22 protein-coding genes are annotated in these 25,610 nt (G+C 63.8%); 10 read left to right on the top strand and 12 right to left on the bottom strand.

What is annotated here, in order from left to right; translation table 11 throughout:
* Positions 1–91 precede the first annotated feature (91 nt).
* Positions 92–1,108, bottom strand: a complete 1,017-nt coding sequence (locus ACLQ7E_RS14960; RefSeq protein ID WP_411733372.1) for an SMP-30/gluconolactonase/LRE family protein — start codon at positions 1,106–1,108, stop codon at positions 92–94.
* Positions 1,109–1,526: 418 nt separating this feature from the next.
* Positions 1,527–2,678 carry an MBL fold metallo-hydrolase gene (locus tag ACLQ7E_RS14955; RefSeq protein WP_411733371.1) on the bottom strand — a complete coding sequence of 384 codons (1,152 nt, stop codon included), beginning with the start codon at positions 2,676–2,678 and terminating at the stop codon, positions 1,527–1,529.
* Positions 2,679–3,247: 569 nt separating this feature from the next.
* On the opposite strand from ACLQ7E_RS14955, the gene ACLQ7E_RS14950 reads away from it, so the two are divergent.
* On the top strand, positions 3,248–3,829 hold the full coding sequence (locus tag ACLQ7E_RS14950) for a TetR/AcrR family transcriptional regulator (protein WP_411733370.1): 582 nt from the start codon (positions 3,248–3,250) through the stop codon (positions 3,827–3,829).
* Positions 3,830–3,853: 24 nt separating this feature from the next.
* Here the strand turns inward: ACLQ7E_RS14950 and ACLQ7E_RS14945 are convergent, their stop codons facing one another.
* The 6 genes from ACLQ7E_RS14945 to ACLQ7E_RS14920 all read right to left on the bottom strand — a co-directional run bounded on the left by ACLQ7E_RS14945 (position 3,854) and on the right by ACLQ7E_RS14920 (position 12,555).
* Positions 3,854–5,386, bottom strand: coding sequence for an MFS transporter (locus ACLQ7E_RS14945; RefSeq protein ID WP_411733369.1), 1,533 nt, complete (start codon positions 5,384–5,386; stop codon positions 3,854–3,856).
* A 505-nt stretch (positions 5,387–5,891) separates the two neighbouring features.
* A complete protein-coding gene (locus tag ACLQ7E_RS14940) occupies positions 5,892–6,758 on the bottom strand; it encodes an SDR family NAD(P)-dependent oxidoreductase (protein WP_411733368.1) in 867 nt (288 codons plus the stop codon).
* 5 nt (positions 6,759–6,763) lie between these two features.
* Positions 6,764–7,558: a carboxymuconolactone decarboxylase family protein gene (locus ACLQ7E_RS14935; RefSeq protein ID WP_411733367.1), complete on the bottom strand. Its 795-nt coding sequence runs from the start codon at positions 7,556–7,558 to the stop codon at positions 6,764–6,766.
* Positions 7,559–8,232: 674 nt separating this feature from the next.
* Positions 8,233–10,485, bottom strand: coding sequence for a cytochrome P450 (locus tag ACLQ7E_RS14930; protein WP_411733366.1), 2,253 nt, complete (start codon positions 10,483–10,485; stop codon positions 8,233–8,235).
* A 10-nt stretch (positions 10,486–10,495) separates the two neighbouring features.
* Positions 10,496–11,704: a serine hydrolase domain-containing protein gene (locus tag ACLQ7E_RS14925; protein ID WP_411733365.1), complete on the bottom strand. Its 1,209-nt coding sequence runs from the start codon at positions 11,702–11,704 to the stop codon at positions 10,496–10,498.
* Between the two features lie 38 nt (positions 11,705–11,742).
* A complete protein-coding gene (locus ACLQ7E_RS14920) occupies positions 11,743–12,555 on the bottom strand; it encodes an SDR family NAD(P)-dependent oxidoreductase (protein ID WP_411733364.1) in 813 nt (270 codons plus the stop codon).
* A 283-nt stretch (positions 12,556–12,838) separates the two neighbouring features.
* Between ACLQ7E_RS14920 and ACLQ7E_RS14915 the strand changes: the two genes are divergently transcribed.
* Entirely contained in the window at positions 12,839–14,194 is a 1,356-nt protein-coding gene (locus tag ACLQ7E_RS14915) for an MFS transporter (protein ID WP_411733363.1), read from the top strand.
* Between the two features lie 407 nt (positions 14,195–14,601).
* Here the strand turns inward: ACLQ7E_RS14915 and ACLQ7E_RS14910 are convergent, their stop codons facing one another.
* Positions 14,602–15,516 carry a LysR family transcriptional regulator gene (locus ACLQ7E_RS14910; protein WP_411733362.1) on the bottom strand — a complete coding sequence of 305 codons (915 nt, stop codon included), beginning with the start codon at positions 15,514–15,516 and terminating at the stop codon, positions 14,602–14,604.
* Positions 15,517–15,650: 134 nt separating this feature from the next.
* On the opposite strand from ACLQ7E_RS14910, the gene ACLQ7E_RS14905 reads away from it, so the two are divergent.
* The 8 genes from ACLQ7E_RS14905 to ACLQ7E_RS14870 all read left to right on the top strand — a co-directional run bounded on the left by ACLQ7E_RS14905 (position 15,651) and on the right by ACLQ7E_RS14870 (position 23,431).
* Complete coding sequence (locus ACLQ7E_RS14905; protein ID WP_411733361.1) at positions 15,651–16,835, top strand: cytochrome P450; 1,185 nt, start codon at positions 15,651–15,653, stop codon at positions 16,833–16,835.
* A gap of 11 nt (positions 16,836–16,846) precedes the next feature.
* Positions 16,847–17,827 (top strand): PDR/VanB family oxidoreductase, encoded by a 981-nt coding sequence (locus ACLQ7E_RS14900; protein ID WP_411733360.1) that lies wholly within the window; start codon positions 16,847–16,849, stop codon positions 17,825–17,827.
* A 37-nt stretch (positions 17,828–17,864) separates the two neighbouring features.
* Positions 17,865–19,082, top strand: coding sequence for an FAD-dependent oxidoreductase (locus ACLQ7E_RS14895; RefSeq protein ID WP_411733359.1), 1,218 nt, complete (start codon positions 17,865–17,867; stop codon positions 19,080–19,082).
* A 2-nt stretch (positions 19,083–19,084) separates the two neighbouring features.
* Positions 19,085–19,936, top strand: a complete 852-nt coding sequence (locus ACLQ7E_RS14890) for an SDR family NAD(P)-dependent oxidoreductase (RefSeq protein ID WP_411733358.1) — start codon at positions 19,085–19,087, stop codon at positions 19,934–19,936.
* Between the two features lie 64 nt (positions 19,937–20,000).
* Positions 20,001–21,212, top strand: a complete 1,212-nt coding sequence (locus ACLQ7E_RS14885) for a cytochrome P450 (RefSeq protein ID WP_411733357.1) — start codon at positions 20,001–20,003, stop codon at positions 21,210–21,212.
* Between the two features lie 6 nt (positions 21,213–21,218).
* Complete coding sequence (locus tag ACLQ7E_RS14880) at positions 21,219–22,229, top strand: alpha/beta fold hydrolase (RefSeq protein WP_411733356.1); 1,011 nt, start codon at positions 21,219–21,221, stop codon at positions 22,227–22,229.
* Positions 22,230–22,232: 3 nt separating this feature from the next.
* A complete protein-coding gene (locus ACLQ7E_RS14875) occupies positions 22,233–23,057 on the top strand; it encodes an N-acyl homoserine lactonase family protein (protein WP_411733355.1) in 825 nt (274 codons plus the stop codon).
* A complete protein-coding gene (locus ACLQ7E_RS14870) occupies positions 23,057–23,431 on the top strand; it encodes a hypothetical protein (RefSeq protein WP_411733354.1) in 375 nt (124 codons plus the stop codon). Before ACLQ7E_RS14875 ends, ACLQ7E_RS14870 begins: the two co-directional genes overlap by 1 nt.
* Positions 23,432–23,559: 128 nt before the next feature.
* Here the strand turns inward: ACLQ7E_RS14870 and ACLQ7E_RS14865 are convergent, their stop codons facing one another.
* The 3 genes from ACLQ7E_RS14865 to ACLQ7E_RS14855 form a co-directional block, all read right to left on the bottom strand.
* Positions 23,560–24,180: a flavin reductase family protein gene (locus ACLQ7E_RS14865; protein WP_411733353.1), complete on the bottom strand. Its 621-nt coding sequence runs from the start codon at positions 24,178–24,180 to the stop codon at positions 23,560–23,562.
* A gap of 147 nt (positions 24,181–24,327) precedes the next feature.
* On the bottom strand, positions 24,328–25,203 hold the full coding sequence (locus ACLQ7E_RS14860; protein ID WP_411733352.1) for an NAD(P)-dependent oxidoreductase: 876 nt from the start codon (positions 25,201–25,203) through the stop codon (positions 24,328–24,330).
* Positions 25,196–25,594, bottom strand: a complete 399-nt coding sequence (locus ACLQ7E_RS14855; RefSeq protein ID WP_411733351.1) for a carboxymuconolactone decarboxylase family protein — start codon at positions 25,592–25,594, stop codon at positions 25,196–25,198. Before ACLQ7E_RS14855 ends, ACLQ7E_RS14860 begins: the two co-directional genes overlap by 8 nt.
* Positions 25,595–25,610 lie beyond the last annotated feature (16 nt).

Here is a 25,610-nt window from a genome sequence, read left to right as displayed (position 1 = left end):
GTCAGCCAACCTCCGGCCTGCGAGAGAACACGGCCTCTTCCGGTGCCGCCGGGATGGTGCCCCGACGGACCCGCCCGTCGCCCCTCATGCCCTAATCTCGGTCGAGCTTCAGGATCTTGGTCCCGGCGACACTTCCTACCAGCATCCCTCCCGGAACTTGGATCGCCGTCGTTGGATTTCCAAATCCACTCTGTTCTCCGTGGGCTACTCGTTTGATCGTGAATTCTGCGGGGTTCAGTTCGTAGATGTCATAGCGTTCGTCAGGTTTCCGCTGGCCCGACAGATACCCGTTGAACGTCTCGAGGCTGTCTATGACCTGCCCCGTGATCAACAGTGTCCCCTCGCCGGTGAAACGCAGATTGTCAGGCATGAGATCGATGCTCGCTGACCTCAGCTGTTCGCCCGTTGCGGCATTGATTTCCAGGATCTCCTTGCTGCCCCACGAAGCGACGTAAAGCGATTTTCCATCCGGGGATACGGCAATCCCGTTGGGGGTCGAGATGTCGCTGCCGCCGACCTTCTTCCAGCCGGCTTCCACGGTCCAACGCAAAACGTGGCCAGTAGGCTCGCCCTCGAATGCACGCGCAAATTCGCCGGGCATGTCGGTCGGATCAAGGAAATGCGTGACGTAGAATCCATCCGTCAACGGATCGGGGGCCACACCATTGCCGAATGAGCCATCAGGTAGCACGGAGCATCCCACCCAGGTCAGCCCCGGGTCCTGTGCGGAACCACCCACTTCGAAAACCTCGACCGCTTCCCTGCCACCGTGGTTGACGACATACAGGAGCTCAGTGCCATCACTGTCAATCTCGCTTCCGAGGCCGTGCGGCGATGCCGCTGAACTGTCAGGCGGGCCAGGGCACTCGGGAAAACGAGTCTTGTCATGCTCAACGGCTTTGCCGGTTCCCGGCCAGAGCGGGGAAAGTCGTTCTGTCTCCGGATCCATGGAGTAAAGGCTCCCGGCTTTGCCTGAGTCTCCACCCGGATCAGCCGACATGCCGCTGACAACAACGATGCCCGAACGAAGCTGGAGAAGGTCTTCCGGTTTGTTGGGCCCGGGAACAAGTTGCGCGTTCCAGACGGCTTCCGGTTCCGGGGCGGACATTGGTAGGGAAGCGGCTGGTGAGCAAGCCGAGAGGGACAACAATCCGACTACTGCGCCGGCGACCGCCGCGGTGGCGTTCAAACGACTTCGAAATGGGGACATTGGATCTCCTTAGAGGTACGTGGTGATGCGGCCGTTCCCATTTGTAGGTTGCGGCTGCGAATGAGAGGGATAACGGGTCGGAGCGAATCGCGGAAAGACGTGCGCAGACTCAGGTTGAAAGCCGGAGCCGGGATATTGGCACGCACCGGCTGAAGACATTCGGGTCCTGCAGCGGGTGGAAGGAATCGGATTTAGGCCGTGCTCGAACCTTTGTTGGTCTGGTCGATCGCTCCGGAAAAACGCGCTCGAAAAATGTGGTGCATTTGATCGGTCACGGCATGAGGGCAGAAGGGCGTCTTCCCTTGGAGGTTGGCAGTTAGGACAAGGGGATCCGCAGCAGGTCTTGGCCCACCGTCAGATCGCCCGAGAAGTCTCGTCGCACCGTCTGGCGCCAGCGACGTACAGGCCAGTCCATCGGCACCAGATGATTCAGTACCAATCGACGGACGCCGGCTTCCTCCGCGACCTTGCCTACTTCATCCGCAGCAGTGTGGGCGCCAAGCATGTGCTGGTAGCCAGCTTGAACCTGTGGAGAACGCGGCTCAGGCATTTCCTCATTAAGCCACTCACGGGAGATGGCCTCGTGCACCAGCACATCGGCGCCCTGAGCAAGCTTTACCAAGTTAGGCGTGCGCGATGTATCGCCGGAAAAAACCACGCTCCCGGCTTCTGTCTCGAATCGGTAGGCGAAAGCGGGGAATACCGGTGCATGTTGAACGAGGATACACGTGACACTGACCCGGTCATCCTCATAGACCGGTACGGGCTCCATGGCTGGAACGTTGTTTCCATTGGGATCGGCTATCAAATCCGAGGGCAGTACGATGTCGCGTGCCCGAACGAGTTGATCGGGGTTCTTCGCATGGTTATCGGCGATCCGGTCGTTGAAATCGGTAGCGAACGCGCGCTTGATCAATTCCCATGTTTCGGCAGTTCCAGGGGTGGGGTTATCCGGAGCAACCACCTGGCCGCGAGGCCCGCCGCCGAACACCGGAGGCAGCATCCCCCTGTTACCTGGACCAATAAGCTCCACCGGACGATCGACCATTTGGAGCCCATTGAATAGCCCCGACGTGAAGAGGCTGTTGAGATCCACAATGTGATCAGAATGCAGATGGGTTAGGAATACGGCCCGAAGCGCGTCAAGCGGACCGCCATTCGGCACCTGCCAGTTTCCCAGCCGAGCTTGACGCAGTCGTTGTAGGACGCCGTGCCCCGCATCCACCAGATAGTACCGATCACCCACCTTCAGTGCGCTTGCGATGCCCTCGCACTCGGCCCCAGGCATGAACGTGGGCCCACCCCCAACACCGAGGAGGATCACCTCGGTATCGGCCGTGGCCTCCCGCGGGTCGCGGACAGAGGCATGGCCGGGCGCGGCACCTATGGCCGTCGTTGCCCCGGCCACCAGGCTGGACTGCAATAAGCGTCGACGAGAAAGGCTGGTATGGGGCATTTGATTTGGCATGTTGGCGAGTCTAACAACGCCGTCGGGCGCTTCGCCGAGTGCAAATGCAACCTCTGACGGCCAGGTATACGACACGGGTATGGCTTCGGAATTCGGGCTCGACCGGGTGTCAGATCCTCAGCCGTCGGACCAAGCGTCGATACTGCTGACTGCACTCGGATTCCATTCGTGGCCGACGGAAGGAACCGCCCTGGAGCGGTGGTTCAGTGGCCTGACAGGGAAGGCACTACGCCGCGGCGCCCTCGTCTCCCGGCCCGACCTGATTGCGAAGATCGAGGACTCACCCCAAACCGTCAATCGGGACCAGGGCCGCCGAGTTCATCATCGAGAAAGGCAGACATAGCCGCGGCACTCTCGGAACCATCGAGCAAAAGCAGTGGCTACATCGAGAGCCCGGCGGGGGAAGCCGCGGGCCGACATCGTTGTTCCGGATGCGTTTGAGACAATGAAGATGCGCGACACCCGCCGCGCAAGAAATTATCCACCACGGCCGTCAAGCAAATCGTCGGTAGGTTCTCCCACGAACGGAGCATGATCGTACGTTGCCATCGCCTACACCGGAGCCCCTAATGACTGACCGCACTTCCAAGAGCGTTGCCACTCGACAGCGTTTTATCGACGAGGCCTTGCGACTGTTCAAGGAAAAAGGGTACGAGCAGACGTCAATGGCACAGATAGCGTCGGCTGCCGGCGGGAGCAGGGCAAATCTATACCTCTACTTCAATAGCAAGCCACAGATCATCATGAGCCGGATGCAGGAGATTGAAGCCGAGGTTGTCGAGCTCTATGCGATCCTCGATCAAATGCCTGATCACGCACCCGATTCCATGAGAGGTTGGCTCGAAAAGGCCCGGCAGATGTGGGTACGGTCCGCCCCGGAGTTTGAAGCCATCAATCGGGCCATGGGGACCGAACCGAAGGTGCTTGACGAGTGGCTGGCATTGCTCCGGCGAATCGCCTTGGCCCAGACATCGTTGTACGTAGGCTGCCAGGGCGAAGACGAGCGGGAGGACCGGGAGGTGCACATGGCCACCCTCATGACGAGTCTGGAACGGAACTTCTACTTCCTCTACATCCGTGGTCACCAGGAACGGGAAGACCGGGTCCTCGCCTCGCTGGCCCGGCAATGGGCGCACCTGTTTGGCGAGTGACCCGGTCCAAGAACCGGTGTGGGATCAGTGGGCCACTATTTGGGAGAGCCGCACCTGCTTCGACAGCGTGAGCCCCGAGACGATGGCGAAGACCGTGGCGAAGGCGGCCACGATGAATCCGATGTCAAAGACTTCCGGTCGCGGTGCCATGGTGACGGGGTCGGTGCCCCAACCCAGGATTGCCGAGAAGATGGCCGCGCCGATCGACGAGGCCGCCAGGGCGATGGCCACGTAGACCGATGCTGTCCCCGCTGCCTGTGCTTCACGCGCCTCGAGCGCAATCACGGAGACCGCAGTGGTGAGCAGCGAGGTGTAGGCGAAACCGAAGACGAAGATGGCAACGAGTACGGCGATGACATGCTCGTGCGTGAATCGCAGGAAAACGAAATCGGCGGCCAAGGCAATTCCCGCACCCAAGATCACGTTGCGCGCCGGAACACGCACCAGGGCTCGGGACACATAACGTGCGGCAACGATGCCGGCAACGATCATCGGAATGAACAGCAGGCTCGAGACGAGCGGGTTGAAGCCGAAACCGTAACCGAGAAGGGGCGCCGGAAGTATCGCCCAGGTCATCACGAGGTTGAACATCAGCATGCCGGTGATGCCCATGGTCAGGAACACCGTGTAGGCGGGCAGGAGTCGAGCGGAGAACAGCTCCTTGACGTCAACCAGGGGGTGGGCTGAACGAGACTCCCAGACCAGGGAAGCTACAAGCAGGACGACGCCCAGCCCGACGGAAACAAGGGTCAGTGCCGAGGTGGGGCCCCACACCATTGACTGGCTGATTCCCACGCACAGGGCGGTCAGGCCCAGTCCCATGAGCAGGACGCCAACGACGTCCAGGGACCGTGCGGAGTCCTTGTGGCGCAAGAGGGCATCGGAATCGTCGCCCCAGCGGAGGAATGCGACCAGCGAGAGTATGGTCAGCAGGGCACCGAAAACGAAGGCAAGGCGCCACGAAAGGCCGAGCGCAACGAACACCCCGCCGAACGCGAAGCCAATGAATACTCCCACGGCCTGGCCCGCAGCAATGACGGCAACTGCCTTCTTGCGGTCCACGGAGCTGAGCCGGTCACGCATGATTCCCAGGCACAGCGCCTGCCCTGCCATGACGCCGGTGAGGAAACGGCCGATCAACAGCACCGTGAAGTTGGGGGCCACTGCGGAGATCGCGTAGCCCAGGGTGATCCCCACGACGCACCAAATCATCAGACGGCGGTGACCGAAGATGTCACCCGCCTTGGCCAGCAGGGCAATCGTCGAGGCCCCGCAAAGCGTGGTCGCCAGCAACGCCCACGAAACCTGCTGCGGCTCGAGGCCCAGTCCGGCGGCCATGGATCCGTAAAGCGGAATGGCCATGAGGGTGCCTACCTCGTTGAGCATTTGCAGCAGTGAGAAGGTCACCGCCAACATCAGGCCACCCTTGCGCCATGAGAGGGTCCTGCCGCCGGGTTCCCCCGAATCGATCGTGGACACCGCCGGACGGTTGTTGAACGGGGATGACGAAGCTGACCCCTGTGGGGCGGCAGCGGCCGCGAACCGATTATTACTCATGCGATCTCCTTGGGAGGGTGGAACACCTGCCGAACGGGCAAAATCCCCGTGATCGGACATCCGCCAAATTTTGCGAGCGTGATGCAAGTCACCAGTGTTCAGATAAAACTAGACACGTGTCAAGCGAAAAAGGTTTTCGGACATATATTTCTCGTATGCCATTGGGGCGAACGGGGGGGCAAGGTGCCACGGTGCCGAGCGGACCGCCATGGATGTGCCATTGATGGCCCAGCGGCAGCTGAGGCGACCACCGCTGGTTCACCTGGATTTCGCAGTCCCCGACTTCGGGGCACACTGAAGACCCCTGCGCCCTGCGGCGATCACAAGGCGGTCGAAACCGCCCCTTCCGGGCGGGCCGGCGCGCCGTTGTGTTGGCGGGAAAGGCTTCGCGCTCTGGCAGGGCATTGCCCCGGGCCGCGGTGGAATCGGGCGCAGGGGAGGGTGTTAGAGCACCGGGCTTTCCTCCTGGGTCGGAGGCGCGCTACTTGGAGCTTCCGGGGATGGCTTAGAGTTCAATGTCGTTGGGTCCCACATGCTGGCCGCCGCCGTCAATGTTGAGCACGGCACCGGTGACGTAACTGGATGCAGGAGAGGCAAGGTACACGGCCAGACCCTCGAGTTCGGATAGCTCGCCGGCGCGTTTCATGGCGGAAACCTTCATGAAGTCGGAGCTCATCGACGCGGCGATGGGGTTGGCCTTGCGGATGCCCGTCTCAAACAGGCCCGGAGCGATCGCATTGACGGTGATGCCCCGATGGGCGAGCTCGAGCGCGGCGTTGCGCACCAGCCCGACCACGCCGGCCTTGGTTGCCGCATAGGCATAGCCGACCATTGGATCCGCCCGGATGCCGCCGACCGAGGAGGTCACGACGATGCGTCCGAATCCCGTGTTCATGTGCCTGGCCGCCGCGGACATGGCGTTCACCGCGCCGGTGAGGTTGACGTCGAGGACCTGTTGCCAACGCTCATGGTCCAGCTCGGTGATCCTGCCCGACTTCAGGCGCGGACCGATCCCCGCACTGATCCCGGCGTTGGCGAACACCGCATGCAGGCCGTGCTCGCCATGCTCGAGTCGGTCGAAGAGGGCGTCGAGTTGTTCAAAGTCGGTGGTGTCGGCGGCTGCGATGTCGACCCGCAGGTCGCTTTGGGCGAGTTCGGCCTGGGCCTCCAGGAGCCGGTCCTCCACGACATCGAGCAGGGTCACGTGGGCGCCAGCCTCGGCCAGCGCCGTGCCCATGCGCAGGCCCAGCCCGCTGCCGCCCCCTGTGACCACGATGCCCAGCCCCCTGACGTCGAAGAGCTCACCGAGCTTCCGTAGGCGGCGGTCCTCGGAAATGGGGGAGTGGTTTGTACTGCTGGTTGTAGTGGTCATGCCAGTTACTCCTGTTCGGAAGCGTCGGCTCCGTGCGCTCGCACGAGGGCCATGGTCAGGGCGCCCTCAAGGACCCCGTGGGTGCCAAGGGTTGAGGCGATCTGCAGAACGGCCAGCAGCTCATCCGGCGTGGCTCCGTGGCGCAGGGCGTTGCGGAAATGCTGTTCGATGCCGGGTCGGTGCAGATGGGTCGCGGCAACGTCGAACGCGATATAGATGAATTCCTTGACCTTGGGCTCGAGCACCCCATCCGTCCAGGGGAGCCCGGAATACTCGCAGTAGGCCTCGAAAAGATCGGGGTCAAGTCGCAGGAGCTGTTCGAAGTCTTCGTGCCAGAATCCGCGGCGCGCCGTGAAGAGATCCTGGAGCTCTTGCTGGCGCTCGGACAGGGGAGCCGGCTCCTGCGGAATGTTGCCGGTTTCCCGCAGGACTTTCTCGAGGATGGCCCCGCCGACATTGTGGGCGTGGATGCCGAGGGTTCCACACAACTGCAGGACTTCCGCGACCTCGTGCTCGGTGGCGCCGGCTTTCAATGCACCGCGTACATGACGTTCCGTGCCGGGACCGTAGAGGTGGGTAGCTGCCGCCGCGACGGCCAGGTGGACCAGGTGGCGGATCTTCTCGGAGAGCACGCCTTGGCGATGGGCCACGCCAACCAGCCCGGCATGAACCGCGAACATGCGTGGGTCAAGATCCAACAACGCCTGCAGCCGCTCGTCCCAGTCCCCATGCAGGCGCTCGAACTCGACCCTGAGTTGGTTCGGGGAGGTAGCCGGGGCAGTGGTGATGTTTGTCGTCATGGGCGTTGTTCCTTCATCGTTCGGGTAGGTTCAAGCGTGGTTTGCGGTCGAAGACGTCGTCCGTGCCCGTGAAGTTCTGCGTCCCAGGATCCGGCATCGGTTTCGGGCGAGGCCTCTCAAGCGGGTAGGCCCCGGATGGTGCCGGGCACGGGCCACGCCGTTCCGCCGGGCTGTGGGGCCCGTCACTACGCTAGTTGGAGCAAGCCTGCCTGCCCATATCCGGCGTTCAGCCGGAAGAAGCTGGATATACCTTCCGTGTATGGACCGGTGGGCACCCCGCGGTCCGGGATGGGGGCGCAAAGCCGTCAGCAAATCCCGTATTGGGCCGGGGCGAGTCGGATCCGGCCCGGAGAAGATGTCCGCTCCCGCGGAGAGCCCGGAAGATCTGCGGAGGATGCCAATGAACGCTCGAGGCCCGTCCCGGTGTGGCGCAGCAACGACCGAACCGGTCGAGTGATTCGGTAATGGCTGCCGAGCCTGACCTCTGGCCCCGACTGCTGCCGAGCCGACCACGAAGGATCGCCGGGTACCCCGAATCCGGAATTCGAGGTACCCGTTGGACGGTCTAGGCGCCCGGTTGCGCACCCAGCTGCCCTGCAGCGCTCTACCCGAGGTGGGCCTTGCCGAACGGTTCAGGAGCTACCGCAGGCAGGGCCACCTCGGGCAGGTCGCGCTCAGCGGCCGAGCACCAGGCGAGGACAGCTTCCGGCGGCACGGGAAACACAGATCATCATGGTTTCGTTGGCCTCTTGTTCCGAGGACGAGAGGATTGAATCCCGATGGTCTGCCTGCCCCGAGAGGATCGGGGTCTCACACGTGCCGCAGGTTCCGGTCTTGCATGAGGAGATCACCGGAAGGCCGGCCTTCTCGGCTGCATCCAGGATCGTCTCGTCCGCGCCGACTTCGATGACGGTGCCGGACTCGGCGAACTCGACCTCGAACGGACTGTCCGGCGCGGTTCGCTCCACGGGCTTGGGGGCGAACCGTTCCAAACGCAAGGCATCCTTGGGCCAGTGGGCGGCGTGCCCTTCGGCCGCCCGGAGCAGCGGTTCGGGACCGCACGCGTAGACCAGTGTGTCCGCCCGGGCCTCGGCCAGCAACCCGGGCAGGTCGACGTGCCCAAACTCGTCCTGGGGAACAACGGTGACACGGTCGCCGTAAGCGGCCAGCTCGTCCAGGAAAGCCATGGACGTGCGGGTGCGGCCGCCGTAGGTCAGTTCCCAGTCGGCTCCCGCGCGCTCGGCTTCCCGGATCATGGCCAGGATCGGCGTAATGCCGATGCCGCCGGCGATGAACAGATACTTCCCCGCGGGGGAAAGGCGGAAGTTGTTGCGCGGCCAGGACACCGTGACGGCAGAGCCCGCAACGAGCCTCTCGTGCACGGCAGCGGAACCGCCTCGCCCGGAAACTTCCTTGAGCACGCCGATCCGGTAGGTGCTCCGCTCCTCACTGTCCGAGGAAAGCGAGTACTGGCGCACGTAGGGATCGAGCTCCCCGTTGGGGATGTGGACATCGACGTGGGCTCCGGCCTTCCAGTGCGGAAGCTGGCCTCCGTCCGGATGCCCCAGGGTCAGCGTGGCGACGCAGTCCGAGGCCTCGGTCCGTTCCAGGACCTGCAGGTTCAGTGTGCGGATGGTTCGTTCCCGGGAGCGTTCAACGTCGGCCACGTCCCAGTGGACGTTCAAGGAACGGCGCACCGGCAACAGTGCCATCTTCAGGAAGTCCGGCGCGTCGTTCTCGTCGGGCCGAAGCGAGGGCAGGCGCTCGAAGAGCACCCGCAGGCCGGTGGTGCCCTGCACCCGGGCCAGCGGATTGCCCAGGCAGGTGTGCCGCCCGGCCGTGAAGGCGAGGTGGTCGGTGGGGTTGGGGCGGTGGATGTCGAACTCGAAGGGCCGATCCACGTGCTCGGGGTCGGTGTTGGCCGAGGCCAAGGCGATCCAGATCATGTCCCCGGCCGCGATCTTGACCCCGGAGAGCTCGATGTCGCGGGTGGCGCGGCGGGAGGTGAAGGTCGATGACGGGCGCCGGCGGACGGTTTCCTCAAAGACCCGGGACCACAATTCGGGCTCGTCGATGGCGTCCTGCAGGGCCTGGGGATTTTCGGCGAGGAAGAGCACCGCATTCGTCATGGCCTGCGCCGTGGTGTCGGTGCCCGCGGCCGCGAATTCGGAAACATGCAGTGCGATCTGCGGGGTCGGCAGGGCCCATGACCCGTCGTCCTGCTTGGCCGAGGCCATCACCGAGATGATGTCGTCGGCGTCCGAATTCCGTCGTGAATCGACGATGTCGCGCAGCACCAGGTTGGCCGCGACGAACCTGTCCCAGACCTGGGAACGTTTCGGTTCGAGCAGGGGCTCGTGGGCGGAGGACAGCACTGCAAACAGATCGTCGCGCAACTGCCGCAGCATGGCTTCGTGCTCGTAGCCAAGTCCCAGCAGCGCCATGATGGTCTGCGTGGTCAGCTCGAGCGAGTATTCCTCCAGCAGGTTCGCCGACCCCTTGTTCTCGAACCTGTCGATGATCCGGTGGGCACGGGCCTCGATCTCGGGCTGGAGCCGGTCCATGCGTTCCTTGACGAAGCCGCGCTGGGCCACGGAGCGGGCGTCGGTGTGGCCCGGCGGGTCCTGGCCGACGATCATCTTCGCCACGAGTTCCGGCGGGTAGATTTCCCGGTGCTTCTCGGGGACATCCGCCGCGGAGTTGGACGCCGAGGAGTAAGTCTGCCAGTCGGAGAGGACGGTCAGGCAGTCCTCCCTTGTGGTGACGATCCAGGCGTTGAGGTACGGGTACCAGAACACCGGGGTTGCGTCGCGCACCTCGGCCAGGTGGCGGGCGGGGTCGGCGTAGTAGTCATCGCCCATGGCATCGAAACCGTGGGCGACGGGGCAGCGGCCCATGGGCCGGACATTCTCCTGGAGGACGGTCATGGCTGAATCCTTACTTGCCGATGACCGCGGAGGCGGCGATCGTGGACAGCTTCTGGAAGCGGGCGACATTGTCGCCTTCGTCCATCACCCCGGAGGAGAGGAAGCAAAACGACAGTCCGGAGACCGGATCCACCCAGAGCAGCGAGGACCCTGCGCCGTAGGAACCGAAGGTGCGGGGGGAGACAAACGGGCCGAAGAACCGGGCGTGCGTGCCGCTTCCGGCCAGGGCCATGCCCAGCCCCATGTTCCCGGGCGGAAGGTCCCAGCTGCGCGCTGCGGCGACCATGCCGTAGAGGTCGTTGATCTCCTCGCCGGTCTGGTTGGACGTGGCAAAGTCCAGCACCGATTCCCCGAAGAGCTGTTCCCCCGCCGCGGTGCGGCCCCTGTTGCGCAGCACCTCGGTGAACGCGAAGACGTCCTCGATCGTGGAGACTGCTCCCACCCAGGGCATCTCGGCGTCGGGGCGGTCGATGACGTCGTTGAGGCATTCGATGTCCTCGGGCTTGAGCCAGGAATCGTTGGCCTCGATGACCTTCAGCGGCACAGCCCGGTCCTGCCAAGCGGGAGGCATGCCGAACCGGGTGTTGTCCATCCCGATTGGCTCGAACACCTTCTCCTGCATCAATTCCCGGAAGGAGGCCGCCCCGTACGCACGGCGGGCCATCTCGCCCATGAGCGCGTGGTTGATGGCCGCGGAGTAGTTGAGGTTGGTGCCGGGGTCATTGATCACGTCCACGCCGCAGAGCGCCGAAATGACATCCGCCAGCACACCGAAGCCGTCGGGGCCCAGCCCCGGGTTGGGAGTGGCGGGCATGCCTGCGCGGTGGGTGAGCAGGTGTGCGAGGTTGATCCGGTCCTTGCGGGCCGCGCGGAACGGTTCGGTTCCAAAGAACTCCGGGATCAGGTCGACCACGCGCGTGGACAGCATGAGCTTGCCCTCGCTGAGAGCCCGGTAGATCAGGACGTTGGTGAAGCCCTTGGACATGGAAAGGATGCGGTACACGTCATCGGACCGGGTGGGGCGGTCGGTTGCGACCTCGGCCATGCCGTAGCTGCCGCGCATGGCGATCTCGCCGTGGCGCGCCACGATGATGTTGGCGCCGTGGTAGTCGCCGCGGTCGATGTCCGCGCGGATGGTCTCGTCCAGGACCTCGAGGAAGCGAGGTTCAATGCCTGGGATATCGGTGATGGTGGTCTCGGGGAGTGCGATTTGCTGCATGGGGGATTTCTCCGTTCAGGGTGCCGGTGGCGGTGGGGTCAGAGCATGAGGGCGCCGCCGGAGGGCGACATGGTTTGGCCGGTGTAGTGGCCGGCGTCGTCCGAGGCGAGGAACAGGACCGTGCGGCCGATTTCTTCCGGTTCGGCAACGCGCTTGAGCGGCTGCAGGGCCAGCAGGGCCTGGACATGGTCCTCGCCGGAGGCGGTGAACATTGGGGTGTTGATGCCGGCCGGTGCCAGGGCATTGACCCGGATGTCGAAGGGGGCGAGTTCGGCGGCGACCGCCTTGGTCAGTCCCACCACCGCGGCCTTGGATGCCGGGTAGTAGGCGGGCATGGGCAGGCCGATGAGCCCGGCGACCGAGGCAAAGTTGATGATCGAGCCGCGGCCTGCCTTTTTCAGCAGCGGGACGGCGGCGCGAATGGTGTAGAAGGTGCCGTTGAGGTTGATCGCGACGACGCGGTCAAAGTCCTCGTCCGAGATCCCTCCGAGGAATTCCGGGATGTAGGGCTCGCCGCTCTTGAAGGATGCGATCGTCTTGTTGTTGATCTCATCCACCCAGGCCTGCTTCTCCTTGTTCGGCGTGGAGACGCCGGCGGCGTTGACCAGCACGTCCAGCTTGCCGTGCTCTGCATCGACCTGGGCGAAAACCCGGTCCACGGCGCGCGAGTCGGAGATATCCGCGACAAATCCGTGGGCGCGATCCAGGGCCGTGAACTCGCGGTCGAGGGCCTCCTGCCTCAGATCGATCCCGTAGACGGTTGCGCCCGCCCCGATCAAGGCCTTGGCGGCGGCCAGGCCCATGCCCGATGCTGCGCCAGTGACAACTGCGATCTTGCCTTCCAGATCCATGCGATGCTCCCAATCTTTTAGAGGCCGTTCCTGCGGTCGAAGCGGAGTGTTCTGCCTCACAGTAGTGACGGGGACAGCCTGCCACAGAGTTAGACACGTGTCTACTTTTATGCGGACGCAACTTTGATTGGTAAGACACTTGTCTGGAAATCCGCGGGAATAGGCATATCTGTTCCGTATGTCTCGAAGAAGGACTTAAGGATTTTCGTTGCGTCGGGCCTCGGGTCGAGCATTACGCTCGGGACACTCGCCCATGACGTCCCTCACACTTCAGGAGATTTACGTGTCCGTTGCCTATGCGCAAAACCAACGCCCGAAAGGCGCAGCCCGCAAGGTCGCTGCCGCCAGCCTCGCGGGCAACACCATCGAGTACTACGACTTCTCGATCTACGGGCTCGCCGCAGCGCTCGTGTTCCCGACAATCTTCTTTCCCAACACAAATCCATTTATCGCTACCTTGGCCACCTTCGCCACGCTTGCCGTAGGTTATTTTTCGCGTCCGCTGGGTGCGGTGATTTTCGGACACTACGGTGACCGCATTGGCCGAAAATCCATCCTGGTGATCACTCTGCTCATCATGGGTGGGGTCACCACCTTGATCGGCCTACTGCCCACGTACGAATCGATCGGAATCTGGGCGGCAATCATCCTGGTCGTGCTCAGGCTCGCGCAGGGGATCGCTTTTGGCGGTGAATGGGGCGGCGCCATCCTCATGGCTTTCGAGTTCGCGCCGGCACACCGTCGCGGATTCTATGCAGCCATTCCCCAGTTGGGCCCCGCTGCCGGATCGATTCTCGGCAACGCCGCCTTCCTCCTGGTCACTCTGCTGCCGCACGAGGAGATGATGGCGTGGGGTTGGAGGATCCCATTCCTTTTCAGCTCGGTGCTCGTCGCTGTTGGACTATATATCCGCCTGCGCATCTCGGAATCGCCCGAATTCAATACGGTGAAAGAGGAAGGTCAAGAGGTCAAGGTCCCGCTTCTTGAGGTTCTCCGCAAACACCTGAAATCCGTCGTCCTGGTTGCTCTCTCGCACCTGGGTTTCGGCGCGTTCTCCATCCTGGTCATTGTCTACCTGGTGAACTTCAGCACGAAGGAAGTGGGCATCGACCCGACCATCATGCTCACGATCACCCTCGTCACTTTCATTGTCCAGATCCCCATGATCCTGCTCGCGGGTCACCTCTCCGACATCATGAGTCGCAGAAAGCTGATGATAATCGGCACTTCCCTCGTCATAGTTGCTGTGTTCCACCTTTTCTGGGCCGTGAGTAGCCAAAATCCGTGGTTCATTGCCCTGAGTTACATCATCGGCTTTGGTTGCTGCTACTCCCTGGTTTACGGCGCCCAGGCCGCGCTATTTGCAGACTCGTTCCCCGCCGAAGTCCGATTCACCGGAATGTCACTCGGATACCAGATAGCCACCAGCCTTGGTTCGGGTTTGACTCCCATGGTCGCCGCCGTGCTCCTGCAGTACACGGGCAGTCCATACGCGATCTCGATCTTCGTGGCAGCGCTCCTCTTTGTCGCCATGATCTCCATGACGCGGCTGATTGCCATCGCCGACCTCAACCGCAGGAAATCTTCCGGGACCGCCGGGTCTTCGGACACGCCAGTGCAGATCCCGGCGCACGGTTAGCCACTGCGGAAGCCCTTTCGCCGAGTCTTGACGGGTGGGAGTCGTTTGAGTCCGCTCCGGGATGCCGACCATGCCGTGCTCGTCAGCTCCGACGGGCAGCCGGGCAGGTCGCCGGAATCATGAAAAGGCCCCCTCCTCATGGCACGTTCCCACGGTCGTTGCGACACCCCGGATCCTTGGGAGTTGCAACGACCGTGAGCTCGTTAACGAACAAGCCATCAAACGGGAAGGCTCCTTCCGACCGAAGGGGTGGGACACGCGAACTTCTCCCCTCCTCAAAGTCCTTCGACCGGCCCGGGACGTGGAAGCTTCCGGACCGGGGCAGTTGCAGGAGTCGCCCCGTCAAGCGCCCTGGCCTATTCATCGAGCGTCCTGCGAGATGGAGGGGTGGAGGACGGGTCAAAAACCTAGATTCTCGCGGCGCGCGGTCCCAGAAGGACCTCGATGAATTTGGAGGCAACTTCTGAGGGCTCGCGGGCCGTGCTCCAGACGGCCGCGATCTCCATGGGTGGGATCGGCGGATCAATCTTGCGGGTGACCACCGTGGTGCGCGCGATTTGCTGGATCTCCGGCGGCATGATGCTGATCCCCAGATCGGCGGCCACCAAGGGCAGCGTGGTCTGCAGGCTTGTCACCGGCTTGATCGTGGGCAACGGCAGGCCCTGGCCAAGCCAGAAATCCACCAACATCTCGGTCATGCCCGGGAGCCGAAGCGAGGGCACGGGAAGAAGCCAGGTTTCCCCCATAAGATCCTGCAGGGGAATCGTCTTGGGTGCGTCCTTGAACCGTGTTGGCAGCACGGGGGAGATGCCGAGCTTGGAGATCAATTCCACCCGTGTATCGTCCTGGTACATCGTCTGGAGCCGGCTTGCCGAGCCGGTCGCCACGATCGCCACGTCCAGGGTCCCGTTGCGGATTTCCTCGATCACGTTCCCCGGGTTGACGTCGGTGAGGGAGATATCGGTGTCGGGGGAGGCCTCCCGGAACCTGCCCAGGACACGGGGGAGGTATGCCCAGGCGAACGGCAGGATCACCGCAAGGTGGAGCGAGCCGCTGAGGCCCTGGCCCTGGCGCATGAGTTCTTGGGCAAGCCGGTCGGTCTCGTCGACGAGCCGGGCGCCTTTCTCCAGAAGTAGTTGGCCCGCGCGCGTCGGGGTGATGCCTCGGGCGGTTCTTTCCAGTAGCCTCACCCCCAGCTCTTCCTCCAGGTTTTTCAGCGAGGCGCTGAGCGGAGGTTGGGTCATTTGAAGGACCTTGGCGGCCTTGGAGATCGAGCCCTGGCGGGTGATTTCGAGGAAGTAGCGAATGTGACGAATGTCCATACGTGGATCGTATACCTGCCCTTCAGGAATGAGTAGAAGTGTATGGCTATGTTTCTTGCGTCACACTACTGTCGATTCTAAAGAAGTGATCGGGGTTACAAGGCCCCGGATCCGAACTGCAAGGGAGTTGCCACGTGAGCATCGAAACCACAGACGTCATTGAAGACGACTGGAACCCCATCGAGCTGGAGTCCGGCGAGTACCCGGCCGTATACAAAGAGCTTCGTGCCGAATGCCCGGTCGCCTACACCAGCGACTACGACGGTTTCTTCGATTTCTTCCGGTACTCCGATGTCCAGAAGGGCTCGCGCGATTGGCGCACCTACGCCTCGGGCCAGCCGTTCCTGGAGTTCCCGCAGTTCATGCGCTCGATCCCCATCCAGGAGAATCCGCCGGTACACACCTTCTACCGCAAGTTCCTGGCGCCGTACTTTCTCCCGGCGCGGCTGGAAATGCTGCAGCCGGACATCGAGGCGCTGGTCGCAGAGCACCTCGACCCGCTGATCGCGGCCGGCGAGGCGGACATGATCGAGGATTTCGGCGTCATCGTCCCGCAGAAGGTCCTGGCACGGTTCCTGCTGTTGCCCGACGACGCCTGGGTCACCATGGCCGACAGCCTCGCGAAGGCAGACGCGGTTCGCAACGACGTGGAAAAGCTCCGCGAAGTCAACAAGAACCTCTGGAACCCGACCGTCGAGGCCCTCATCGAGGACCGCCGCGCCAATCCGCAGGACCCGGCCATCGACATCATGTCGGGGGTGCTGGAACTCGAACCCGAGGGCCGTCCGATCACCCAGGAAGAGGCCGTGGCCATCGGCGTGCAGATCTTCTCGGCCGGCGCCGACACCACCACGGCAGCCATTGGTTCGATCATGAAGTACCTCGGAGGAAACCCCGAAGCACAGGCACAGCTGCGGACGCAGCCCGAGCTCGTGGATTCCGCGATCGAGGAAATCCTCCGACTGGCGCCTCCCTTGCACCACACCGGCCGCAAGACCACCCGCGAGGTGGAAGCCCACGGAGTCACCATTCCCGCCGGCGCCAAGGTGGGGCTCAACGTCTTCGCCGCGAACCGCGACGAGGACAAGTTCCCCAACGGCGATGCGTACATGGCGGATCGCGCCCCGAACCCGCACCTGACCTTCGGGCACGGCCCGCACCAGTGCATGGGATCCCCGATTGCCCGGGCCGAGCTCAAGGCCATGGTCGTCCAGCTCCTGGAGAAGACCTCGAATTTTGAACTCGTGGGGGAGATCGTTTCCAACGGCCGCCCGTTGCGCACAGGGTGGACCCACGCCCGGGTCCGCTTCGAGAAGTAAGGAACAGGACAATGACTGTTGAAAGCCCCGCGCGCACCGACGCGCTTGTCTACCGCGCACCGCTGCAGGTGCTGGCCAAGAAGGACGCCAGCGACTGCGTCACCGAACTCGAACTCGTTGATCCGCAGGGAGCCGGCCTTCCGGCATGGCAGCCCGGAGCCCACCTGGAAATCCACCTTCCCTCGGGACTCAGCCGCCAGTACTCGCTGTGCTCCAGCCCCACGGAATCCGGAACCTATCGCCTGGGCATCCTGAAGGACCCGAACTCCCGCGGTGGATCGCAAGAGGTCCACGAAAAGATCGAAGCCGGCGACATCCTCGAAGTCACGGGCCCGCGGAACCACTTCCCGTTCGTTGAATCCGCCGAGTACCACTTCATTGCCGCGGGCATCGGCATCACCCCCATGATGCCCATGATGGAAGAGGCCGAACGCAACGGCAAGGACTGGACGCTGACCTACATGGGTCGCTCCCGCACCTCCATGGCCTTCTGGAGCGAACTCGCCGACAAATACCCCGGCAAGGTCGACATCCGTCCCGACGATGAATGCGGCTTTCCCGACCTTGCCGCACTCACGGGGACTCCCCGGGAAGGGGTCAAGATCTACGCCTGCGGTCCCGAGGGCCTGCTGCGCGCACTCGAGTCCCTGACCGCCGAATCCTGGCCCGCCGGAACACTGCACCTGGAACGATTCGCACCCAAGCCGGTTGTTGCCGCGGCCAAGACGTCCTTTACGGTCAAGCTGGCCCTGAGCGGGATCGAGATCGAGGTGCCCGCGGACCGCAACATCGTCGAGGTCGCCGAGGAGGCGGGCGCCCCTGTCATCTTCTCCTGCATGGAAGGGACCTGCGGCACCTGTGAAACCCGCATCATCAGCGGTAAGGCAGACCACCGCGACTCGATCCTGAGCGACGAGGAAAAGGAATCCAACGAAATGATGATGATCTGCGTTTCGCGTTCCGCCTGCGACGTCCTTGAACTCGAGATCTAGCCACTCCCTTCATCCTTCCCCGGAAAGGCTCCTCAGAATGAGCACCGAATCTTCATCCTCGTCGCCCACCGTCATTGTTGTCGGTGCGGGACCCGTTGGCATCCTCAACGCATTGGGCCTGGCCCGGGCAGGTGTCAACGTCAAGGTCTTCGAACGCGGCTTGGACATTGCCATGGCCCCGCGGGCCATGGTGTACCACTGGTCGGTCCTTGACGGACTGCAACGCATGGGCCTGTTGGAAGACGCCGCCGAGCGCGGATTCCTCAAGCAGGACTACACCTACAAGGTCCACAAGACCGGCGAAGTCATCAACTTCGGTCTCGGCTCCCTCGAAGGCATCGTGGAGCATCCGCACAACCTCCACCTGGGACAGAACGTCCTGGCGGAGATCGCGCTGGAACACCTGGCCAAGTACCCCAATGCCGAGGTCCACTGGGGACACAAGTTCACCTCCCTGGTCCAGGACGAGGACTCGGTGACTGCCACCTTCCAGACCCAGTCCGGCGAGACCGAAGTCAGTGGCGCATGGCTGATCGGCGCCGACGGCGCTGGCAGCAAGGTGCGCGCAGCGGTGGGCATCGACTTCGAGGGCGTGACCTGGCCCGAGCGCTTTGTGGCCACCAACATCCGCTACCCCTTCGAGGCCGAAGGCTACAGCCAAACGACCATGCTGATAGATGACACCTACGGTGCCATCATCTCCAAGATCGACAATTCCGGCGAGACGGGCCTGTGGCGCTACACCTATTGCGAGGACGCCTCGCTTCCCGAGGAATCGGTGTCCGAGCGCATGCCCGGCTTCTTCGCACAGATCGTCCAGGACCCGGAAAAGGTGGTGGTCGATGCCTTCTCGCCGTACACCATGCACCAGCGCTCGGCTACCAGCTACCGTGCGAACCGCGTCCTGCTCGCCGGGGACTCCGCGCACGCCACCAACCCGACCGGTGGCCTGGGCCTGACCTCGGGCCTCTTTGACACCTACGTGCTGGCCGAGGCCCTGGCCGCGGTCATCGCCGGGGAAGCCGACGAGTCAGTGCTCGATGACTACGCCACCGAACGCCGCCGGGTCTTCACCGAGATCGTCAGCCCCGCAGCCAGCAACAACAAGAAGCTCGTCTACCATTCCGATGACCAAGTGGTCCTGGAAGGGCAGCTCGAGAACCTGCGCCGCCTGGAAACCGACAAGGAAGCTGTTGTCCAGCGTCTCCTCTTCCCGAAGTCGCTGGAAACCAAGTCCCTGATCGGGGCGTGGTGACCGTGCCCGGAATACAAGAATTCTTCGGCAAGGTTGCCGTCGTCACGGGCGGTGCCAGCGGCATCGGTTACGCGTTGGCCGAGCGTTTCCTGGATGAGGGAATGAACGTGGTCATTGCTGATGTCGAACAGTCGGCACTGGATACCGCAGTTGCCGCACTGTCCGCCAAGGGGCGGGTCATCGGTGTTCCCACCGACGTGCGAAACATCGAGGACATCGAGAACCTCGCCCGCAGGACCCTGGACGTCCTGGGACGGGTCGACGTGGTGTGCAACAACGCCGGGGTGGAGACAGGCGGCAGCTTCCTGTCGATTTCCGAATCGGCCTGGCGCTGGGTCATGGACGTGAACTTCTTTGGCGTCCTCAACGGCTGCCGCGTCTTCCTGCCGCTGCTTGAAGCCAACGGCGGCGGGCACATCGTCAACACCGCCTCGGTTGCTGCATTCAACTCGGGCACCGCCACCATGACCCCATACTGCGCCTCCAAGTTCGCGGTGCTGGGCATGAGCGAATGCCTCGAGGTCGAGCTGCGCACCGCGGGTTCGAACGTGGGCGTTTCCCTACTGGCGCCGGGTCCGGTCAAGACGCGCATGGTTGACGCCGAACGCAACCGTCCCGTGGATGTTCCGTTGGCCGCCGAAGCCTCCCGGGTCCAGGTCATGGAGCGGCTCGCCGCCGTCACCGCGGAATCCGGGTTGGAACCGGCGGAAGTTGCCGGCCAGGTGCTCGAAGCCATCCGCAGCAACTCCTTCTTCGTCCTGCCGCACCCGGATATGGCGCTCGCCGGCGTGCAGCGCCGCATGGACTGGATGACCACGGGCAATCCGCCGCCGCTGCGCCAGGCCGGTTCCTAAGGAACGCCTGGATCCGTAGCCGTTTCGACACCCCATATTTGAAGAGTTTGAAGGGAAAAAGAAGATGTCAGTTTCACCCACGCAGGAAGTCATCGAAGCACCGGTTTCCGATTACGACGCGTTTTCGCTCGAATCGCTGCACAACGTCCACCTTCACGACGGCACGCAGCGGGAAATCGCACCGGTTGTCTACATGGAGAAATACGACTACTACGCGATCACCCGCTTCGCCGAGATCCAGAAGGCCCTGCGTGACTGGCGCACCTTCTCATCCACCGACCGCCCCTTCTATGCCCCTTCGCCCTTCCGCCCGCGCACGCTGATCCTTGAAGACCCACCGGAGCACACCGCATCCAAGGGTGCGGTCATGCGCGTCTTTGACGAGGGTAACCTCAAGAAGATGGGCGCATACTTCAAGGCCGAGGCCGAGCGGTTGCTCGACGAAATGCTGGCCGACGGCCCGGCTGAAATCAACGCCTTCGACGACCTGTCGGTCAAGTACATCCTCAAGGTGTTCCCCGATGTGCTGGGCCTGCCCGAGGAAGGCAGGGAACTGCTGCTGAAGTTCGGCGACGCGGTCTTCAACGTCTTCGGCCCGCCGAGCGAACTGCAGAAGCAGAAGCTGGAAAGCGGCGCGGAGGCCATCGACTGGGTGGAGAACAACACGCAGCGCGGGGTCCAGACCGAGGGCGGCATCGGCTGGCAGCTCTACCAGATGGCCGACGAGGGCAAGGTCTCCGAACACACGGCACAGCAGATCCTCAAGTCGATCTTCGCCGCCGGGTTCGACACCACCACCGCCTCGATCGCCTCGATGGTCCGCGCCTTCGCCGACAACCCGGCCGAGTGGCAGAAGCTGCGGGAGAACCCGTCCCTGGTGGACAACGCGTGGGAGGAAGCCATTCGCTTCTACCCGGCCTCCCGCTACGGAGGACGCCAAGCCATCAAGGAAACCGTCCTGGGCGGTGTCCGGATCCCGGCAGGGGCAAAGATCCTCACCATGTGGCTCGGCTCCGGGCGTGACGCGCGCCAGTTCGAGAACCCCAACGAGTTCCATGTGGATCGCGACATGGCCCGAGGCCACCTGTCCTTCGGCTTCGGAATCCACACCTGCGCCGGCAATGTGGTCGCACGGCTCGAGGCCACGACCCTGCTGCGCGCCATGGTGGAGCGGATCGAGAAGATCGAACTGACCGGGGAGCCGCGACAGACGGTGAACTACCAGGCGTTCGGCCACGATTCGGTCCCGGTCCGGCTTACTCCGGCAGCCAAGTAGTTCGGCATGAGGGCCACCGCACCGCACCACGACGAGGCTGCACGAACGGTACGGACCGGGGGATTCTTTCTTCCGGGAGAGGTGCAGGATCCGGAAACGCAACCCTGGCAGTTGGGACCGGCCTGGGTCCAGTGGGAAGCCCCGGCCAGCGGGACCTCGGCGATGCCCTTCGTTTTCGTCCACGGCGGTGGCGGCCAGTCCACGGACTGGCTGGGGGTCTCGGCTTCGGCTCCGGGCTGGGCGGTCCAGGCGGTAGCGGCGGGAAGCCCCGCCTACTTGCTGGACCGTCCCGGCCACGGACGTTCCCCCTATGACCCCGCGCGGCTGGGGGCGCGCACGCCGTTCCCGGATTATGCGGGAGTCTCGGCGGTGTTCGTCCCGCCGGCGGCCTCCGGGTCTTCCGCGGTGCCGAATCCTGCCTGGGCCTGGGGCAGGGAACCCGGCTCGGGGGAACTCGACGCACTCGTTGCCTCCTCCAGTGGCATGCTGCTGGACACGGCCCTGGGCCAGGAGCTCGATGCCCGGCGCCTGGTGGATCTGTTGAAAATCATCGGGCGCAGTGTCCTTCTCACGCACTCCGCCGGGGCCGCGGCCGGGTGGCTTGCGGCCTCCCGGGTCCCCGAACTGGTCCAGGCGGTGATCTCCGTCGAACCCCTTGGTCCGCCGTTCCGCGACCTCGGTGCAAGGGGCTCCCTGGAATTCGGGGCCACCGCCGTTCCGCTTGAAGGGGACAGGTTGGACGGCATTCCCGTCCTCGTGGTGTCCGGGGCAGCCTCCGGACGCGGCGAGGCGGACAAGGCAACAACCGACTTCCTGCGCACCAAGGGTGCATTGGCCACGCACCTGTCGCTGGGAAATGAAGGCATCGCGGGCAACGGGCACGGGCTCGTCTTCGAGGCCAACAACCACGAGGTCTTCCAAGAAGTCCTGGACTGGCTCGACGGCCTCCGGACGGATCACCACGGCAACCCGCAACGGGTTCCGGAACAGCAATACATCAACCACGAGGGGCAGTAGAAGATGTCACAAACAAGCGCACGGGCCACGGCCGCGCACACCGCACGCTCCACCAACATCCGCATGTGGGGCCTGGACTCGCCGAAGATGACCATTGACGCCCAGCACCTGGTGGTCGGCGCCGAGGGCACCGTGGAGATCCCGCTTCCGGCCTACGTGATCGAACACGAACAGGGCCTGGTGCTCTTTGACACCGGCATGGACCCGCGCGTGTGCGAGGACCCGGCATTGGTCTACGGCGACCGCCCGGAAACCTCCATGATCTCCGGCACGCCGGAGCAGCGCATCGACCGGCAGCTGGCCAAGCTCGGCTACCGTCCCGAGGACATAACCCACGTGGTGCTCTCACACACCCACGCCGACCACTCCGGCGGACTGTATCTCTTCCCCCAGGCGAAGTTCTATGCAGGACCCGGCGAATTGCAATGGGCAGCCGGCCCCGGCCCTGCCACTGCGCACCTGTTCAACCCGGGCGACTTCTCCGATGAGGTCATGGACTTCAACTGGACCACCGTCCAGGCCCCGATCTTTGACCTCTTCGGCGATGGCGCCATCCAGATCCACCACACGCCCGGGCACACCCCGGGGGAGCTCAGCGCGCTGGTCCGCCTGCCGTCGCAGAACGTCATCCTCACCGGCGACACCGTGCACCTGCGCGAAGCCGTCGAATGGGACGAAGTGGATCCCTCGGACTGGGACTACGGAGAGGCACGTGCGTCCATCACCAAGCTCAAGGAGCTGCGCGACGCGGAGAACGCCAAGCTGTGGATCGCCCACGATCCGCGCGACTGGGAGGACTTCGGCGGGGCCTTGCGGGAGCTGTCCTGATGAGCCGGATGTTCTTCGACTACCGGTGTGGTGACTGTGCGGCGGACAGCGAGTTCTTCATCGCGGCCCCGGCGCCGGAAACCCAGGACTGCCCGGTGTGTTCCGGAGCGGCCCGCCGCCGCTACACCAGCCGCGGACTGGGCCGCAGCGGTGCCTCGCTGGCCGCGGTGGCACCCGCGGCCGGCAGCATCGACTGCCGCGACAATGCCGATGTCCCCGGGCTCTGCCACGTGGCGCCGTCGGCGCGCCGCCGCATGGTCGCCCGCCACCGCGGCGACCTGGAGACCTATGAGGCCGAGACCAAACGGCAGACCCGGGAATTCGAAACCTCCGGACCAAAGACCGTGCACCAGGTCGTGGGCCACAGCCACTGAGGGTTCGCCCAGCCAGACACCATCCAACGGGTGGATTCCCTGTCCCTATATAGGGGTTATGGAATCCACCCGTTTTTTGGTGTGCGCTGCGCTAAAGCGCTCCGGGGCTGACCAATTGCGCTGACGTTCTAGCGTGGTCTCGTGAGATCAAAGCGGCCCTCGGCAAGCACCTCGAAATAGGCGCTTGGCCCGCCACCGCGCAGGACAGGTTGGGCGAGGGCCGTCTGGTAGATGCCCTCGGAAATCAGGGCCTCATCGATGTGCACCGCGATGACTTCGCCGATCGTGAGCACCCCGGTGGACGTGCGCCCGTTAGCTCCACGCAATTCAATGACGTCACTGACCCGGCACTCGAAACTCACTGGCGAGGCCGCGACACGCGGCGCACTGATATCAACGGAGTCGGCGGCTTCCAAGCCGGATGCGGCGAATTCATCGAGATCGGCAGTCATTGACGTTGCGTTCATCTGCTCCGCGAGGGGGCGCGTCACCAGGTTCCAGGTGAACTCGCCGCTCAGCTCGGCGTTGCGCGCGGTGTGCTTGCGAGTGGTGCTCGAGAAGCCAATGAGTGGTGGCGTGTAGGAGAACGCATTGAAGAAGCTGTACGGTGCGAGGTTGCGAACCCCGGCAGGGGAAAGCGTTCCAATCCAACCGATCGGACGCGGCCCGACAATGGCATTAAACGGATCATGCGGAAGCCTGTGGCCCTCTGCTGGGCGGTAGAAGTGCGAACTCATCCGTTCAGTCAATCATCAATCGACGGTGTCGGAATGTTCTTTGCGCACGGGTCGCGCACCTTGTCGAGCGGGCAGAAGGCGCACAGGGGAGCAAACGCCAATGGCGTCTCTTTCCGGGGATGATCCACGAGAAAAAGACGCCATGAGCGATGCTGCGGGTCAGCCTTTCGATGCCGCCCAGCGGGCGATCTCGGTGTGGTCGGAGGCCGGATCCAGCTCGGCGGCCGCCTGGCCCCACAGCTCGACGGCGCGTGCGCCGAGTTGTGAGGGACGGCCCAGGCTCTCGGCTAGGCTCGCGGCGATCTTCATGTCCTTGAGCATCAGGGCCAGGCCGAAGCCCGAATCGAAGCTGCCCGGCAGGATGAAGTTGGGCCACTTGTTCTCGGTGGAACCGCTGCGTCCGCTGGAGGAATTGAATACCTCGAGCATGGTCTGCGGGTCGAGCCCGAATTCCTTGCCCGCGGCCATGGCCTCGGAGGTGACTAGCAAGTGAGTCGCGGAAAGCAGGTTGTTCAGTGCCTTCAACGCGTGGCCCGAGCCCACCTCCCCGGTGTGGCGCACCTTGCCCAGGACCTCAAGGATCGGGCGCAGGGTTTCGATGGTCTCGGCGTCGCCGCCTGCCATGATGGTCAGCTTTCCGTTGACGGCTCCGCCCACGCCGCCGGACACCGGGGCGTCGACGAGCGTGGGGCCGCCGGCTGCGGCCAGGCGTTCGGCCAGTGCGCGGGTGCGCAAGGGCTCGGAGGAACTCATGTCCACCACGATGGCACCGGCGGGAAGTGCCGCCGCGGCGCCGTCGGTTTCCAGGACGGATTCCACAATCGAGGAGTTCGGCAGCATCAGGATCAGCACGTCGGCCAAGGCCGCGACCTCGCCGGTGCCTTGGACCGCGGTACCTCCGGAGGCCACCAGACGGGCGCGGTTCTCGGCGGACAGGTCGGTGCCGACGACGGTGTATCCGGCCTCGAGCAGGCGTGCGGACATGGGCGTGCCCATGTTGCCGAGCCCGATGAATCCAATGCGTGGCTTAGACATTGATGCTCATCTCCTTCAGGGTCGCCTCGGCGATGCGGAAGGATTCCAGGGCCGCCGGGACGCCCACGTAGATGGCGCTCTGCAGCAGCACCTCTTGGATTTCCTCCGGGGTGACGCCGTTGTTGATGGCGCCCTTGACGTGCACGGAGAGCTCGTGGCCGCGGTTCAGGGCGGTGAGCATCGCCAGGTTGATCATGGAGCGGGACTTGCGGTCCAGGCCCGGACGGGACCATGTGGCACCCCAGCAGTATTCGGTGACAAGTTCCTGGATGGGCTTGCCGAACTCGGTGGCGTTGGCCAGGGACTTCTCGACGTGGGCGGCACCGAGGACTTCCTTGCGGATCTCCAGGCCTTCCTGCAGGGTTTCGGCGTGGGTGTGGTGGGATTCCATGGTGGGTCCTGTTTCT

Source organism: Paeniglutamicibacter sp. (assembly GCF_046714615.1).
Lineage (GTDB): Bacteria > Actinomycetota > Actinomycetes > Actinomycetales > Micrococcaceae > Paeniglutamicibacter.
Note: the sequence above shows the minus strand (reverse complement) of the source record. Positions and strands in the feature narration are given on the sequence as shown.

What these genes read in the sequence shown, in the direction of transcription:
- ACLQ7E_RS14895 (WP_411733359.1), top strand. Translation starts at nt 17,865, where the DNA reads ATGAGCACCGAATCTTCATCCTCGTCGCCCACCGTCATTGTTGTCGGT.
- ACLQ7E_RS14950 (WP_411733370.1), top strand. Translation starts at nt 3,248, where the DNA reads ATGACTGACCGCACTTCCAAGAGCGTTGCCACTCGACAGCGTTTTATC.
- ACLQ7E_RS14880 (WP_411733356.1), top strand. Translation starts at nt 21,219, where the DNA reads ATGAGGGCCACCGCACCGCACCACGACGAGGCTGCACGAACGGTACGG.
- ACLQ7E_RS14920 (WP_411733364.1), bottom strand. Translation starts at nt 12,555, where the DNA reads ATGGATCTGGAAGGCAAGATCGCAGTTGTCACTGGCGCAGCATCGGGC.
- ACLQ7E_RS14860 (WP_411733352.1), bottom strand. Translation starts at nt 25,203, where the DNA reads ATGTCTAAGCCACGCATTGGATTCATCGGGCTCGGCAACATGGGCACG.
- ACLQ7E_RS14935 (WP_411733367.1), bottom strand. Translation starts at nt 7,558, where the DNA reads ATGACGACAAACATCACCACTGCCCCGGCTACCTCCCCGAACCAACTC.
- ACLQ7E_RS14885 (WP_411733357.1), top strand. Translation starts at nt 20,001, where the DNA reads ATGTCAGTTTCACCCACGCAGGAAGTCATCGAAGCACCGGTTTCCGAT.
- ACLQ7E_RS14940 (WP_411733368.1), bottom strand. Translation starts at nt 6,758, where the DNA reads ATGACCACTACAACCAGCAGTACAAACCACTCCCCCATTTCCGAGGAC.
- ACLQ7E_RS14910 (WP_411733362.1), bottom strand. Translation starts at nt 15,516, where the DNA reads ATGGACATTCGTCACATTCGCTACTTCCTCGAAATCACCCGCCAGGGC.
- ACLQ7E_RS14960 (WP_411733372.1), bottom strand. Translation starts at nt 1,108, where the DNA reads ATGTCCGCCCCGGAACCGGAAGCCGTCTGGAACGCGCAACTTGTTCCC.
- ACLQ7E_RS14900 (WP_411733360.1), top strand. Translation starts at nt 16,847, where the DNA reads ATGACTGTTGAAAGCCCCGCGCGCACCGACGCGCTTGTCTACCGCGCA.
- ACLQ7E_RS14870 (WP_411733354.1), top strand. Translation starts at nt 23,057, where the DNA reads ATGAGCCGGATGTTCTTCGACTACCGGTGTGGTGACTGTGCGGCGGAC.
- ACLQ7E_RS14945 (WP_411733369.1), bottom strand. Translation starts at nt 5,386, where the DNA reads ATGAGTAATAATCGGTTCGCGGCCGCTGCCGCCCCACAGGGGTCAGCT.
- ACLQ7E_RS14925 (WP_411733365.1), bottom strand. Translation starts at nt 11,704, where the DNA reads ATGCAGCAAATCGCACTCCCCGAGACCACCATCACCGATATCCCAGGC.
- ACLQ7E_RS14875 (WP_411733355.1), top strand. Translation starts at nt 22,233, where the DNA reads ATGTCACAAACAAGCGCACGGGCCACGGCCGCGCACACCGCACGCTCC.
- ACLQ7E_RS14955 (WP_411733371.1), bottom strand. Translation starts at nt 2,678, where the DNA reads ATGCCAAATCAAATGCCCCATACCAGCCTTTCTCGTCGACGCTTATTG.
- ACLQ7E_RS14930 (WP_411733366.1), bottom strand. Translation starts at nt 10,485, where the DNA reads ATGACCGTCCTCCAGGAGAATGTCCGGCCCATGGGCCGCTGCCCCGTC.
- ACLQ7E_RS14855 (WP_411733351.1), bottom strand. Translation starts at nt 25,594, where the DNA reads ATGGAATCCCACCACACCCACGCCGAAACCCTGCAGGAAGGCCTGGAG.